The organism is Dehalococcoides sp. (genome assembly GCF_041654235.1).
Classification (GTDB): Bacteria; Chloroflexota; Dehalococcoidia; order Dehalococcoidales; family Dehalococcoidaceae; genus Dehalococcoides; species Dehalococcoides mccartyi_B.
Genome location: NZ_JBAZDW010000039.1, coordinates 1 through 12,337, shown reverse-complemented (window position 1 = coordinate 12,337; position 12,337 = coordinate 1). Strand labels below are relative to the sequence as shown.

The following is a 12,337-nucleotide window of genomic DNA, read 5'->3' as shown; positions in this document are numbered from 1 at the left end:
CCGCAGGGCTCTGTCAGTTGCGGCATCACACCCGTATTTCCTGCCCGAAAGCAGGCAGGCTTTTTCCACAATGGGGGCAAATATATCGGTTTCGTATACGTTTTTCTTGGACTGCATCAGTATAGTCAGGCGTTCCAGCCCCATGCCGGTATCAATGCTGGGGGCAGGCAGGTTTTGACGCTTGCCGCTCTTGTCCTGATTAAACTGGACAAATACCAGATTCCATATTTCACAGAAACGGCCGCACTTGCAGGAGGGGTTGCAATCCGCCTTGCCGCAGCCCGTTTCCTGCCCGAAATCATAGTGGATTTCACTGCAAGGGCCGCAGGGACCTGAATCCCCGGCCGGTCCCCAGAAGTTGTCAGCCGCATCCAGCCGGACTATCCGGTTTTCGGGTACTCCCTGTTCCTTCCAGAGGGCAATAGCTTCATCATCATCCAGATAGACTGTTATCCAGAGCCTTTCGGCAGGTATATTTAGCCTTTGGGTTACATATTCCCAAGCCCAGGCAATAGCTTCTTTTTTAAAGTAGTTGCCGATGCTGAAGTTGCCCAGCATTTCAAACATGGTCAGGTGGCTGGCGTCGCCCACTGATTCAATGTCGGTAGTGCGGAAACATTTCTGGCAGGAGGCCATACGAGGATTTTCAGGCTTGGCCATCCCCAGATAATAGGGCTTGAACTGCACCATGCCGGCGGTAGTTAAAAGAAGGGTGGGGTCATTGTGGGGTATCAGGGAAGAACTGGCAATCCGCTTATGCCCCTTCTCCTCAAAAAATTTCAGATAATTTTCGCGTAATTCATCACTGCTAAACAAAGCCGCACCTGCCATTTCAAGTAGATAGATAAGATAAATACGATTTTAGTTTAAGCTCATCAAGCTGTCAATTTTAATAATCCACAGCGGGTCTTCTATATTATATATATAGGGTTCACTGAGGCTGGTTGTTCGCACTATCCAGACAGGCATAGGCATACAGAGCTGCCCCAATCACCCCGGCATTATCCCCCAGAACAGAAACTATCAGGCGGACATCATCCCCCGCCAGACGGAAAGCCCGTTTATAAAGCACTTGGCGGGCAGGCTCAATAAATATCTCTCCCAGCTTGGAAACCCCGCCCCCCAGTATAATAAGCTCCGGGTTAAATATATTGGCAATATTCACCAGCCCGATTCCCAGATATTCCCCTGCCTGACGGATAATCCCCAGACACAGCCTGTCACCCTCTGAAGCCGCCCTGCCTATATCCTCTGCGGTCAAAGCCGAATAATCCGCCTTGAAGCGTTCTACCAGTATGGAAAATTCACCCCCAGCAAGTTCGGTCTGAACCCTGCTGACAATAGCCGTACCCGAAGCCAGTGTTTCCAAACAGCCTTTGTTGCCGCAGACATCTTCCTTGCCGTTTATATCCAGACACATATGCCCTATTTCACCGGCACAGCCGCTCTGCCCCAGATACAGCTCGTTATTTATAATAATACCGCCCCCGATACCGGTGGAAACGGTCAGGTAAACCAGATTTTTAACTCCCAGCCCCACTCCCAGACGGTGTTCACCCAGTGCGGCGGCCGAAGCATCATTTATAATAAAGGTCTTGAGATAACATTCTGTAAGCATATCCCTGAGGGGCACGTCCCGCCAGTCGGGCAAATGGGGAGACTGGGTAACCAGCCCGTTTGGCATATCTATACCCCCGGCAACCGCCGCAGCAAGTGCCTCAAACTGTGAGGTATTCAGGTTGTTACGCGCAAGCAAGCGGTCAAGCACCCGGCAGATACTCTCAAATACACCCGTTACCCCGTTTCGGGCACAGGTAGGCTCCTGTTCCCAAGCCACCACCCGTCCGTCATGGGTGACCACCGCCGAACGGATTTTACTGCCGCCTATATCCAGACACAAACAGGGCTTGCTCATAACCTCTGAATTACTACGGTTCAATAAAGCCCCCTATTTTTAGTTAAAGTGAATAACCCTAGGCCTTCAGGAATGGCAGCCAGTCCATCAAACCAATTCCGGCATATATCAGAATAATATATTTGGGGAACTTGCCTAGGAACAGCGCCGGCAAAAACTTGTGAACAGGCATGCGTGCCAATCCGGCAATCAGCCCTCCCACATCAAAAGGCACTATCGGCTGGGCAGCCAGAAAGGCGATAGCCCAAGCACCGTATTTCTGTATCCAGATTTCCACCCGGTTGTAACCCACCAGACCTTCGGGAATGGCCAGTTTTTTACCTAACCGGCCGGCAAAATAACCGCTCATTTCACCCAGACTACCGCCCAGAGCACCGAACAGAGCTACCAGCACCGGATTAAAATTGGTTGCGGCAGCAACCATAATGGAAATAGCAAAAGGCACCGGGGCTATAACCGTGGCATTAGCCAGTATAGACATAACAAAAACCAGCAGGTACGTCAGCCAGGCATATTCATCAAGGGGTATATCCAGACTGTCTACCAGCGAATTAAGTCCCCAGGCCAACAGAAAACTGAGTGCTATAAGAGCCCCAAAGGTTAATAAAAGACTGCCCCATTTTACTGTTTTCAGTTGTTCCCTGAGAGACTGTTTTTGTTTTTCTTCCAAGCTATTTTCTCCCGCAAAGTTCGGCAACCAGCAAACTCAAGGCCAGCTCCGGTTCAAAGCGGCCGGTTTTTATATAGAGGTCTGTCTCAAGCAGTTTAGTGTAAATATTTTTAAGGCTGTCCATATTCTGGCATACAGCCTGAGAGGCCGTTTTCCTGAGGGCGTATTCCGAACCGCCCATAACCTTGAAAACCTCTGCTTCCTTCAATCCCCGTTTTTTAAGGGCAGTATAACGCACCATCAGCCGAAGCTGGCGTACCAGCATGAAGAGCAGAAAACCGGGTGACCCGCCGCCAGCAGTAAAAGCCGCCAGAGACTGCTGGGCTTCTTTAACCTTACAGTCCAGTATAGCATCCACCAGAGAGAATATATTTACTTCCTGAGCATAGCCCACCATAGCCTGCACATCTGCTTCCTCTATCACCCGCCCCTGTGCATACAATCCCAGTTTTTCAATCTCGGTAGAAAGTGCCCACAAATCGGGCCCCGCCAAGCGGCCCAGCAAACGGGCAGCCGGAACAGACATCTGGATAGAAGATTGTTTGGCACGCTGCATTACCCAACCGGGCAGGTTTTGGGCAGAAAGAGGTGCAAAATGCTTAACCTCGGCACGGCTGCCTATTATTTTGAAAAGGGGGTTGGTTGCCAAAGCGGACACTTTTTCTTTTTCGCGGTAGTCACCATCTTTGGCAGTAGTATAGTCCAAAAGCACCGCCAGAGTTGTCGGAGGCAGATTATCCAGTGCCCGGGCAAACTCATCAGGGCTGTTTTTGTTTGCGGTATCCTTGGCGGCAGTTTTGCCCTTTGCACCCTCAAACCTCTCCAGCAGTCCGTTCACTATAACCAGCCGGGCAGGAGCTAAAAAGGGAATAGTCTGTACGTAATTTAAAAGTTCGGCAGCCGTCAGGTTTTTAGCTTCCAGCAGAGTGGTATTGGCCGAAGCCAAAGACTCATCACCCAAAGCCTGTTTTATCTGCTTCAAGCGTTCTTTCAGGGAAAAATCATCACTGCCGGTAAAAATATACAGCAAATTCAAGCCACCTTCGGCTGATATTGTAGCATAAGAAAGCGGGTACGTAACCTTTGAAGTTTAGTGCAAAAATGCCTTACAGTATGTTACAATCTGCCCGTAAGCTACACTTGGAGGATTTGAAACAATGCCCGAAGAAGTTGTGATGCCCTACGAACTCCGCAAACATATTGCCATTGCCAATGACATGGAAATAGCCCCTGAAATAAGGGAAAAGACCATTAAACATATTGCCCGCTTTGGTTCCTACGAGGCACTGTGTGCCCTGCTGGACATTGCCTGCAATACCAAGGCAAATTACGGTGAACGTGATCTGGCTCTCAAGGTATCCAGAGACGTACTCAAAAACAGCCGCAAAAACGATATCTAGGAGCAAAAGCGAAAGTAATATATGGCAGTAACAATAGGTATAATAGGTCTGGCTAAAAGCGGACGCACCACCATTTTCAACGCCGCTACCCGCAGTAACGCCGCCACCGGCTCTTATTCACAGAGTAGTTCGGCCAACGTAGGCATTGTAAAGGTGCCTGATGCCCGTTTGAGTCCCCTGGAAGAGATGTTCCACCCCAAGAAACTCACCCCGGCCGAAATAAAATATTTTGACGTGGGGGCATCTCTCAAAGGCGGCACTAAAGACAGCTCTTTTTCAGGTGAACTTTTGACCCAACTGCAAAACGTAGATGCCCTGCTTAATGTTATCCGGGCATTTGAAGACACCGCCATCCCTCTGCCTGCCGGCGGCATCAACGCCGAACGTGACCTGACCACCATGAATGCCGAGCTTATTTTTTCAGACCTGACTATTATTGAAAAAAGGCTTAACCGCATCGGCAGCCAGATGAAGAGTGCCAAACCCCCGGAGAGAGCCGCTCTGGAACGTGAAAAAGAACTCATGGCCCGAATCAAAGAAGCCATGGAGAAAGATATTCCCGTCCGTGATATGGAAGTGGATGAGGAAGAGGCCAAAATACTGTCCGGTTACCAGTTTCTGAGCAACAAACCAGTGCTTATGGTTATAAACATCGGCGAAGATGACCTGCCCAAGGCCGCCGAGATGGAAGCCGAACTCAATACCCGCTACGGCGGCAAAAACTACAGGGTGATTGTAATATGCGGCAAACTGGAAGCCGAACTGATAAATATGGACGAGGCTGAAGCCACCGAATTCCGCTCAAGTTACGGGCTTAAAGAAACCGGACTTGACCGCACCATAAGAGCTTCCTATGACCTTTTAGACCTTATCTCATTCTTTACCGTAGGGCCGGACGAAGTGCGGGCTTGGACTATTACCCGCGGTACTATATCCCAGAAAGCAGCCGGCAAAATCCACTCCGATATAGAACGGGGATATATACGGGCAGAAATTGTCCACGTCGGTGACCTGCTTACCGCCGGTTCACTGGCGGAAGTCAGAAAACGCGGTCAGCTGAGGCTGGAAGGCAAAACCTATATAGTACAGGACGGAGATACCGCCAACTTCCTGTTTAACGTCTAAATCTGCTCTATAAGGGCGGAAAGTATCTCCGCCCCGCGGTAAACCAGTTTTGAACAAAGGCCTTCCCGGAGGCCTTTTTCTTTTACCAGTTTAGCCCCCTCCGGAGTGCCTATATTGCATTTGATTAGGTCACGGCAGGCCGTAGCCCCGAATTCAGCTTCAAACTGCTTTAGAAACTCGCGGCCAAGGCGGTTACACTTTTCTCTGGCCGCTTTATCTTCAACCGAAGCCTGCCCGAATTTCAAACCTATCACCATCAACCCGCCGCTGATTACCCCGCAAGTGTCACCCCGCGCCGCCATGCCTCCGCCAAAAGCTGAAGCCAGTTTAAGGGCTGTCCCGGTTTCAATACCCAGAGACGGGGCAAAGGCCGCAAGCAAAGACTGGGCACAGTTGAAACCCTTCTCGTGAAGGGTTTGGGCTGAAACAGCTATATCACTCATGGATTTTATTCTCCTGAAATATATATCTGCACTCATAAATTTATTAAGTGAACCAATTAATAAGCCATCCAATGATTATCCCAAGTATAAGAAAAGCTATGTTAGTACGTAAGGCATCTTTTTTTGTTTATTAAACCGTTGTTTAATTTCATCTCTCTGTTTTAACTCACCGTATGTTAATCCTGTTGATAGGTCACGATTTTGATAATATTCAGTTAATTTATTCTTCATAAATATTACCGCCTATAAACAATAATATACATCGTAGCAAGTAATAACCTAATATCAACCTGAAAACCGGCTGAAACTTAAACAGACCCGCCCATTTCCTCCAGCCGTTCATCACTTATGCCGAAATGGTGGGCAACTTCGTGCTTGACTACCCGCCGGACTTCGTCTTTTATGTCATCTTCAGACTTAACCGTATCCAGTATGGCCAAACGGAATATGGTTATACGGTCAGGAGTAACCATACCATAAGAAGCATGGCGTTCAGTCAGGGGAACACCTTCGTAAAGCCCCAGCAGCTCTTCGCCCGCTTGCATATCCAGATTGCGGCGCTGGACGCGGCTGGGGCGGTCAGCCACCAGTATTTCCACATTATCCAGCAGGGCTAAAAATTCCTCCGGCAGGCTGTCCACCGCCTCTCCCACTAATTGCTTGAACTGTTCAATATCCATATTTTTATAATATCCCCAATCTGCCCGGAATAACAGCCCGAACATATCCCCCGCCTGCCAATAAATCCCTGCCTTGTAAATAACCCGTCTTTAGGCTAATCTTTTCATAATAGCTATTTTATATTATCAAGGAGTATTAAAGTGTTTGACTTTTTCTTTGGCGGAATTTTGGGGCTTATCTCTTTTGCAATTAGCCTGGCATTTTATTTCCTGCCCACCATAATCGCCCTGGCTAAGCACCGCCGCAATACCCTGGCCATTTTCCTGCTGAACTTCTTCCTCGGCTGGACTTTTATCGGCTGGGTAGTCGCTCTTGTCTGGTCAGTGAAAAAGTAACCCTGCCTTTATGCTGGAAATAAACTACTCAACTGCTATAGACCCTTTTCTGCGGAATATCAGAAGTTTTATACCAGATTTCGGCGGAATAAAACCGGGTGAACGGGTACTGGACGTCTGTTCAGGTTCAGGGGCTCAAGTAGGCGAATACCGCAAACGGGGTATTCTGGGTTTCGGGCTGGACCTCAGCCCGGATATGCTCAGCCTCTCCCGCCGCCTGTATGACCCCGCCTTACCTTCGGACAGTTATTTTACCGAAGCAGATGCCCGCCATCTGCCATTTGCAGATGCCAGTTTTGACTATACCTCTACCACTCTGGCACTCCATGACAAACCCGCCCAAACCTGTCTGGAGATACTGGCGGAAATGAAACGGGTGGTCAAACCGGAAGGTTATATCCTTATAGCAGACTACACCTGCCCCCTGCCTGCCAGTTTTCCCGGCTGGATAATAAGAACCATAGAACGCCTAGCCGGCGGTGAACACTACCGTAATTTCCGCCATTACCTGAAACATGGCGGCGTACCCGCCCTGTTTGAAGAACTTGGCATCAAGCCTGAGGGCACCCAAACCACCAGTTACGGTCTGATAACTGTTACTAAAGCTAAAGTAAGTTGACAGAAACAGCCAAATGCTATAAAAATAATGGCTGAATATTAGAGCCATATAATATCCAAGGAGGCTTTTCATGAAAATAGAACCTGAAGTCCGCAAAGAGATTAACCAAGTGCTGGATGCAATGAAAGAAGCCGTTGAGGCCAAGAATATAGAAGCACTGGTGGTACTGGTAGACAGTGAACCGAATATACTCACCGTGGGTCCCTGCCCGGACAATGTCGGCCTCGGGCAGAACGGCTTCAGACGCTGGATGCAAGCCCTGCTAGACAAAGCTACCCCGGTAAAATTCAAGTTAGGGTTTACCACCATAAAAGGCAACGGCCCGGTTGTCTGGCTGGATACCCATGTAACCTATACCTGTAAAAATGGAGAAAACCAAAAGGATTTTGATTTTTACCTGAGCGGAGTGATGGAAAAGGTTACGAACGAGTGGCGCTGGAGCCAAATGCATTTGTCTGCTCCTTCGGAACTTGAATTCCCCGAAGGACCGCCTCCCTCACCTGAGGCTGAAAAACCGGCGGAAAAACCAAAAGACACAACTGAAAATAAAGCTCCAAACCCGGAACAGGGCGAAGATGCCCCTCCCGAATGGAATTATATGTAAACTAACCTTTGCAGACTACAAAACCCTCGTCGCAAAGGCGGGGGTTTTTCTTTAAACAAGTGCGGCAGACAGGCAGACAGCCTCTGCCCGAAAGAAAGGCGGTTGGGGTATGAACGTGTTTCGCTCTGCCCTGCTCTTTTATGTATTTGCCATGCTGGCGCTGTGTTTTATACCGGCCTGGCATAGCTTCATCAGTCAGGTCACAGGCTCACTTGACCAAAATCTGAGCTTGGTTATCAAACTGATAGCTGACCCTCTGGAATATGTTTGGAAGTGGGTGCTGGCAGTATTTATAATACTGCTGCTGAACCGCCGGAATTAAAGGCTCCTCAGATATTCGTCCATAACCAGCGCCGAACGTTTGGCCGCTCCCATAGCGCTTATGACTGTATCAGAGCCGGTTACTATATCCCCGCCAGCCCAAACCGCTTTATGCGAAGTTTGCCCGCTGATACCGGCCGCCACCGTGCCGTTGGGGTTTACCTGCAAATCAGGGGCAGACTGCATAACCAAGGGATTGGGGCGGGTACCCAGAGCAATAATAGCTAAATCTATGTCCATTTCAAATTCACTGCCATCCACCGGTATGGGACGGCGGCGGCCGCTGGCATCAGGTTCGCCGAGCTCCATCTTTTGGCAATCCATAGCCCGCACCTTCCCCTGTTCATTTGCCAGAAAACGCACAGGACTTGTCAGGAAATGAAATTTGATACCCTCCTCGCGGGCATTTTCCACTTCTTCCTTTCGGGCCGGCAGTTCAACCTCGGAACGGCGGTAAATAATACTGACTTCTTCGGCACCTAAACGCAAAGCACAGCGGGCGGCATCCATAGCTACATTACCGCCTCCAATCACCGCCACCTTTTTGCCCTTTTTAACCGGGGTATCATATTCAGGGAAACTGTGAGCTTTCATCAGGTTTATCCGAGTCAGAAACTCATTAGCTGAATATACCCCGTTCAAGTTTTCACCCTGCACATTTAAAAACAGAGGCAAACCCGCTCCGGTTGCCAGAAAAACAGCCTGAAAGCCTTGCTTGAAAAGGTCATCAAGCGAAAACAGCCTCCCTGCCACCGCATTGAGTTCAATCTTAACGCCCAGTGATTTTACGTATTCCACTTCACCCTGCACTATATCCTTAGGCAGGCGAAATTCGGGTATGCCGTACATCAGCACCCCGCCGGCTGTATGCAGAGACTCAAACAAGGTGACATCATGGCCCAAACGGGCCAGTTCGGCAGATGCAGTCAATCCAGCCGGCCCTGCCCCAACCACCGCCGCTTTTTTCCCGCTCTTGGGTTTAAGGCTTTTAGGCAGATTAACCTCGGCAGAATGTTCACGCTCCCAGTCCGCCACGAAACGTTCCAAACGCCCAATAGCTATGGGGACTTCTTTTTTATTCAATATACAGGCCTGTTCACACTGGGTTTCCTGCGGGCATACCCTTCCGCAAACCCCCGGCAGGCTGTTGGTCTTTTTAAGTATGCGGGCGGCTTCAGGCATATCGCCTTCCCTTAAGGCCAAAATAAATTCCGTAATATCTATATTTACCGGACAACCCTCTACGCAATAACGCTTTTTGCACTGCAAACAGCGGGCAGCCTCAATATGGGCATCAGAAGGGGTGTAGCCGGTGGCCACTTCGGAAAAATTTTGAATCCTTTTGGCAACCGCCTGTTTGGGCATATCAATTCTATTCAGACCTGCTTTAGCCATGGTTTCCGCACCCCTCTTCCTTGCAGCGGCATCTCTCGGAGGCCACAGCCTCTTCAGCCACATAGGACTTCTGGCGTACCAGCAACCCGTCCCAATCCACTTTATGCCCGTCAAACTCCGGTCCGTCCACACAGGCAAAACGGGTCTGCCCGTCCAGACTGACCCGGCAACAGCCGCACATTCCGGTTCCGTCTATCATTATGGGGTTAAGGCTGACAATTGTTTTCACCCCGAAAGGCTGGGTGGTTTTTGAGCAGAATTTCATCATAACACTGGGGCCTATTACTATTACCCGGTCTAGTTTGGTATCTGAAGAAAGCAGGTCACGCAAAGGTTCGGTAACTAACCCTTTGATGCCGGCAGAACCGTCATCAGTGCAGACTATCATTTCATCTGAATATTTCGTAAGGCGGTCATGCCAGAAGAAAAGATCTTTACTGCGGGCACCCACTATACTTATTACCCGGTTACCCGCCTCTTTCATAGCTCTGGCAATGGGTACAATGGTAGCCATGGCAAAGCCGCCGCTTACGCAAACCACTGTCCCGAAATTTTCAATCTCGGTAGGCTTACCCAAAGGACCTGCAAAATCCAGTATAGCATCACCCTTGCCCAGCTTGGCCAGTTTACGGGTGGAAACACCTATTTCCATGTAGATAACAGTAACTATTCCGGCTTGAGCGTCCCAGTCTGCAATAGTCAGAGGGAAACGCTCTCCCTCAGTATCAACCCTGAGGATAACGAATTGTCCGGCAGCCGCCGCAGCCGCTACTTTAGGTGCCTGTATCTTCAGCAAGTGTACTTTGGGCAACAAATCCTGCCGCTCAATAATCGTATACATACCTCTCCTTGCGTATACTGCTGGACAAAACCCAGAAGCATCTATGAGTATTAGTGCCGATTTACAGGTAAATATAAAAACCTATGATAATTTATCATTAAATGACGCCTTACTTCAAACCATAACCAGTTGAATTTAGCTTGATAAAGTTATAATATATTAAGCGTTTTAACCCGCTTGGTTGTCTATTAAGCATTAAGGAAACAACATGTTTATTGAACTTGTCCATATTGGTTTCGGCAATATTCTGGCCATGAACCGGGTTATTGCCATTTCTCCGCCCAGTTCTGCCCCCATTAAACGTATTATACAGGAAAGCCGGACTAAAGGCTTTTTGATAGACATGACCAACGGCCGCAAAACCAAAGCGGTTATATTTACTGACAGCGGGCATATCGTACTGGCGGCGCTTGCCCCTGAAACTATTACCGGACGACTTTCTATTAGCCGCGGCGGTGCGGTAAAACCTGAGCTGGTTGATGACAAACTGGAACTTTAATAAAACTGAAAAACCCCTGCTGTTGATTGTTTCCGGTCCTTCCGGCGTAGGTAAAGATGCAGTTCTGGCCCGTATGAAAGAGCGCAAACTGCCCCTGACCTATATAGTCACCACCACCACCCGCCCCAAACGGGAAACCGAAACCGAGGGAGTTGATTATAATTTTATCAGACCGGCTGAATTTCAAGAGCTTATCAGCCAGAATGAACTGCTGGAATGGGCTAACGTTTACGGAAATTTTTACGGCGTCCCCAAAGCGCCTATCAGGCAAGCCTTATCCCGCGGTTCAGATGTTATTGTAAAAGTGGACGTTCAGGGTGCGGCCAGCATCAAAAAAATAGTGCCGAATGCGGTATTTATTTTCCTGATGCCCCCGGATATGGACGAACTGACCCGCCGTCTGGAACACCGCCTGACCGAATCACCCGAATCCCTCAGACGGCGACTGGCTACTGCCCCGCTCGAAATAGAAAAACTCCCCGACTTTGACTACGTGGTAGTCAACCCAGAGGGGGAGATTGATAATGCTGTCCGTGAGATTATGTCTATTATTGCGGCCGAACACTGCCGCATACAGCCCCGTTTAATTGAACTTTAGAAAATAAGTTTAAACAAACCAGCCACCAAAAAACCCAGCGCACCGCATATAGGAAAGGTGAGCAGCCACGCCCCCACAATATTTCCCGCCACACCCCAGCGTACTGCAGAAAGCCTGCGGGTAGCTCCCACCCCCATAATAGCCGAAGAAATGGCATGGGTGCTTGACACAGGAATACCTATTGAAGCCGCTATCTGGATAACTGTAGCGGCAGCAGTTTCAGCCGCAAAACCATTTATCGGCCTAAGGTTAGTCATACGCACGCCCACTGTCTGGATAACCCTCCAACCGCCGATAGCCGTCCCTGCGCTGATAGACAAAGCCGAAAGAACAATAATCCAAAGCGGTATAGCGTCCCAGAGACCGGCATTACCGGTATAAAGCACTGTACCCAGAGCAATAATACCCATAGGCATCTGCCCGTCACTCCGCCCGTGGCTGAAAGCCATGAAAGCGGCTGAAAATATTTGAAGGTGGGAAAAAAGCCCATTAGTCTTGGAGGGAACACTCCGTCTGAATATCCAAAGCAAGGCAACCATAAGCAGGTAACCACCTGCCATACCCATAATAGGGGCAATACCTACAGCCGCAATAATCTTTAAAAGAATACCCCAATCTACCGATCCAAACCCCGCCATAGCCACACCGGCCATGGCCAGACCGGCCACCAGACAGTGCGTCAGACTTACGGGAAGCCCCTTACGGGTAGCCACCACAGACCAGATAACTGCGGCTACAAGTCCGGCAATAACTGTTTCATAGGTAAGTGATTCAGGTCCCAGTATGCCCTTGCCAATAGTTCTGGCCACAGCTGTACCGGTAAAAACACCCACAAGATTGGCAACCGCCGCCATTATTATAGCCTTGCGGGGAGACAAAACACGCGTACCA

Annotated in this window: 17 protein-coding genes; 8 read left to right on the top strand and 9 right to left on the bottom strand. The window is 49.3% G+C overall.

Translation table 11 applies throughout. The annotated features are described in order from the left end of the window. The 4 genes from WC259_RS05765 to holA form a co-directional block, all read right to left on the bottom strand. On the bottom strand, positions 1-816 hold an 816-nt coding region (locus WC259_RS05765), incomplete at its 3' end, for an alanine--tRNA ligase-related protein (RefSeq protein WP_372643552.1). Between the two features lie 115 nt (positions 817-931). Then, positions 932-1,939 carry an ROK family protein gene (locus WC259_RS05760; RefSeq protein ID WP_015406714.1) on the bottom strand — a complete coding sequence of 336 codons (1,008 nt, stop codon included), beginning with the start codon at positions 1,937-1,939 and terminating at the stop codon, positions 932-934. A gap of 34 nt (positions 1,940-1,973) precedes the next feature. After that, positions 1,974-2,585, bottom strand: a complete 612-nt coding sequence (locus WC259_RS05755; protein ID WP_011308684.1) for a VTT domain-containing protein — start codon at positions 2,583-2,585, stop codon at positions 1,974-1,976. A 1-nt stretch (position 2,586) separates the two neighbouring features. Further along, the gene (gene holA, locus WC259_RS05750; RefSeq protein WP_012983992.1) at positions 2,587-3,615 is read right to left on the bottom strand and encodes a DNA polymerase III subunit delta; all 1,029 of its coding nucleotides are present in this window, start codon (positions 3,613-3,615) and stop codon (positions 2,587-2,589) included. Positions 3,616-3,742: 127 nt separating this feature from the next. Here holA and WC259_RS05745 point away from each other — a divergent pair, with 127 nt between their 5' ends. After that, complete coding sequence (locus WC259_RS05745) at positions 3,743-3,985, top strand: hypothetical protein (protein WP_011308682.1); 243 nt, start codon at positions 3,743-3,745, stop codon at positions 3,983-3,985. 21 nt (positions 3,986-4,006) lie between these two features. Further along, entirely contained in the window at positions 4,007-5,110 is a 1,104-nt protein-coding gene (ychF, locus tag WC259_RS05740) for a redox-regulated ATPase YchF (protein ID WP_078409427.1), read from the top strand. Here the strand turns inward: ychF and WC259_RS05735 are convergent. Next, positions 5,107-5,553 carry a C-GCAxxG-C-C family protein gene (locus tag WC259_RS05735; protein WP_015406711.1) on the bottom strand — a complete coding sequence of 149 codons (447 nt, stop codon included), beginning with the start codon at positions 5,551-5,553 and terminating at the stop codon, positions 5,107-5,109. The genes ychF and WC259_RS05735 overlap by 4 nt on opposite strands. 308 nt (positions 5,554-5,861) lie before the next feature. Beyond that, entirely contained in the window at positions 5,862-6,233 is a 372-nt protein-coding gene (locus WC259_RS05730) for a metallopeptidase family protein (RefSeq protein ID WP_041223244.1), read from the bottom strand. 141 nt (positions 6,234-6,374) lie between these two features. On the opposite strand from WC259_RS05730, the gene WC259_RS05725 reads away from it, so the two are divergent. The 4 genes from WC259_RS05725 to WC259_RS05710 all read left to right on the top strand — a co-directional run bounded on the left by WC259_RS05725 (position 6,375) and on the right by WC259_RS05710 (position 8,114). After that, positions 6,375-6,569: a superinfection immunity protein gene (locus WC259_RS05725; RefSeq protein WP_011308678.1), complete on the top strand. Its 195-nt coding sequence runs from the start codon at positions 6,375-6,377 to the stop codon at positions 6,567-6,569. A gap of 10 nt (positions 6,570-6,579) precedes the next feature. After that, positions 6,580-7,188, top strand: a complete 609-nt coding sequence (locus WC259_RS05720; protein ID WP_011308677.1) for a class I SAM-dependent methyltransferase — start codon at positions 6,580-6,582, stop codon at positions 7,186-7,188. A 70-nt stretch (positions 7,189-7,258) separates the two neighbouring features. Next, positions 7,259-7,792, top strand: coding sequence for a nuclear transport factor 2 family protein (locus tag WC259_RS05715; protein WP_015406709.1), 534 nt, complete (start codon positions 7,259-7,261; stop codon positions 7,790-7,792). Between the two features lie 109 nt (positions 7,793-7,901). Continuing rightward, entirely contained in the window at positions 7,902-8,114 is a 213-nt protein-coding gene (locus WC259_RS05710; protein ID WP_011308675.1) for a hypothetical protein, read from the top strand. Here the strand turns inward: WC259_RS05710 and gltA are convergent. Both gltA and WC259_RS05700 read right to left on the bottom strand, forming a co-directional pair. After that, complete coding sequence (gltA, locus tag WC259_RS05705; RefSeq protein ID WP_061976830.1) at positions 8,111-9,508, bottom strand: NADPH-dependent glutamate synthase; 1,398 nt, start codon at positions 9,506-9,508, stop codon at positions 8,111-8,113. The two genes, WC259_RS05710 and gltA, sit on opposite strands and share 4 nt — an antisense overlap. After that, positions 9,501-10,349, bottom strand: a complete 849-nt coding sequence (locus WC259_RS05700) for a sulfide/dihydroorotate dehydrogenase-like FAD/NAD-binding protein (protein ID WP_372643546.1) — start codon at positions 10,347-10,349, stop codon at positions 9,501-9,503. Before WC259_RS05700 ends, gltA begins: the two co-directional genes overlap by 8 nt. 208 nt (positions 10,350-10,557) lie before the next feature. Here WC259_RS05700 and WC259_RS05695 point away from each other — a divergent pair, with 208 nt between their 5' ends. Together WC259_RS05695 and WC259_RS05690 are read left to right on the top strand one after the other, a co-directional pair. Beyond that, positions 10,558-10,848 (top strand): DUF370 domain-containing protein, encoded by a 291-nt coding sequence (locus WC259_RS05695; RefSeq protein ID WP_010935846.1) that lies wholly within the window; start codon positions 10,558-10,560, stop codon positions 10,846-10,848. Next, positions 10,829-11,446, top strand: coding sequence for a guanylate kinase (locus WC259_RS05690; protein WP_015406708.1), 618 nt, complete (start codon positions 10,829-10,831; stop codon positions 11,444-11,446). The genes WC259_RS05695 and WC259_RS05690 overlap by 20 nt, the downstream gene beginning before the upstream one ends. Here WC259_RS05690 and WC259_RS05685 read toward each other — a convergent pair. Beyond that, the coding region (locus tag WC259_RS05685) for an anion permease (RefSeq protein ID WP_372643543.1) at positions 11,443-12,337 on the bottom strand (895 nt) is incomplete at its 5' end. The genes WC259_RS05690 and WC259_RS05685 overlap by 4 nt on opposite strands.

What these genes read in the sequence shown, in the direction of transcription:
- WC259_RS05735 (WP_015406711.1), bottom strand. Translation starts at nt 5,553, where the DNA reads ATGAGTGATATAGCTGTTTCAGCCCAAACCCTTCACGAGAAGGGTTTC.
- WC259_RS05700 (WP_372643546.1), bottom strand. Translation starts at nt 10,349, where the DNA reads ATGTATACGATTATTGAGCGGCAGGATTTGTTGCCCAAAGTACACTTG.
- WC259_RS05730 (WP_041223244.1), bottom strand. Translation starts at nt 6,233, where the DNA reads ATGGATATTGAACAGTTCAAGCAATTAGTGGGAGAGGCGGTGGACAGC.
- WC259_RS05710 (WP_011308675.1), top strand. Translation starts at nt 7,902, where the DNA reads ATGAACGTGTTTCGCTCTGCCCTGCTCTTTTATGTATTTGCCATGCTG.
- ychF (WP_078409427.1), top strand. Translation starts at nt 4,007, where the DNA reads ATGGCAGTAACAATAGGTATAATAGGTCTGGCTAAAAGCGGACGCACC.
- WC259_RS05715 (WP_015406709.1), top strand. Translation starts at nt 7,259, where the DNA reads ATGAAAATAGAACCTGAAGTCCGCAAAGAGATTAACCAAGTGCTGGAT.
- WC259_RS05690 (WP_015406708.1), top strand. Translation starts at nt 10,829, where the DNA reads ATGACAAACTGGAACTTTAATAAAACTGAAAAACCCCTGCTGTTGATT.
- WC259_RS05695 (WP_010935846.1), top strand. Translation starts at nt 10,558, where the DNA reads ATGTTTATTGAACTTGTCCATATTGGTTTCGGCAATATTCTGGCCATG.
- gltA (WP_061976830.1), bottom strand. Translation starts at nt 9,508, where the DNA reads ATGGCTAAAGCAGGTCTGAATAGAATTGATATGCCCAAACAGGCGGTT.
- WC259_RS05745 (WP_011308682.1), top strand. Translation starts at nt 3,743, where the DNA reads ATGCCCGAAGAAGTTGTGATGCCCTACGAACTCCGCAAACATATTGCC.
- WC259_RS05720 (WP_011308677.1), top strand. Translation starts at nt 6,580, where the DNA reads ATGCTGGAAATAAACTACTCAACTGCTATAGACCCTTTTCTGCGGAAT.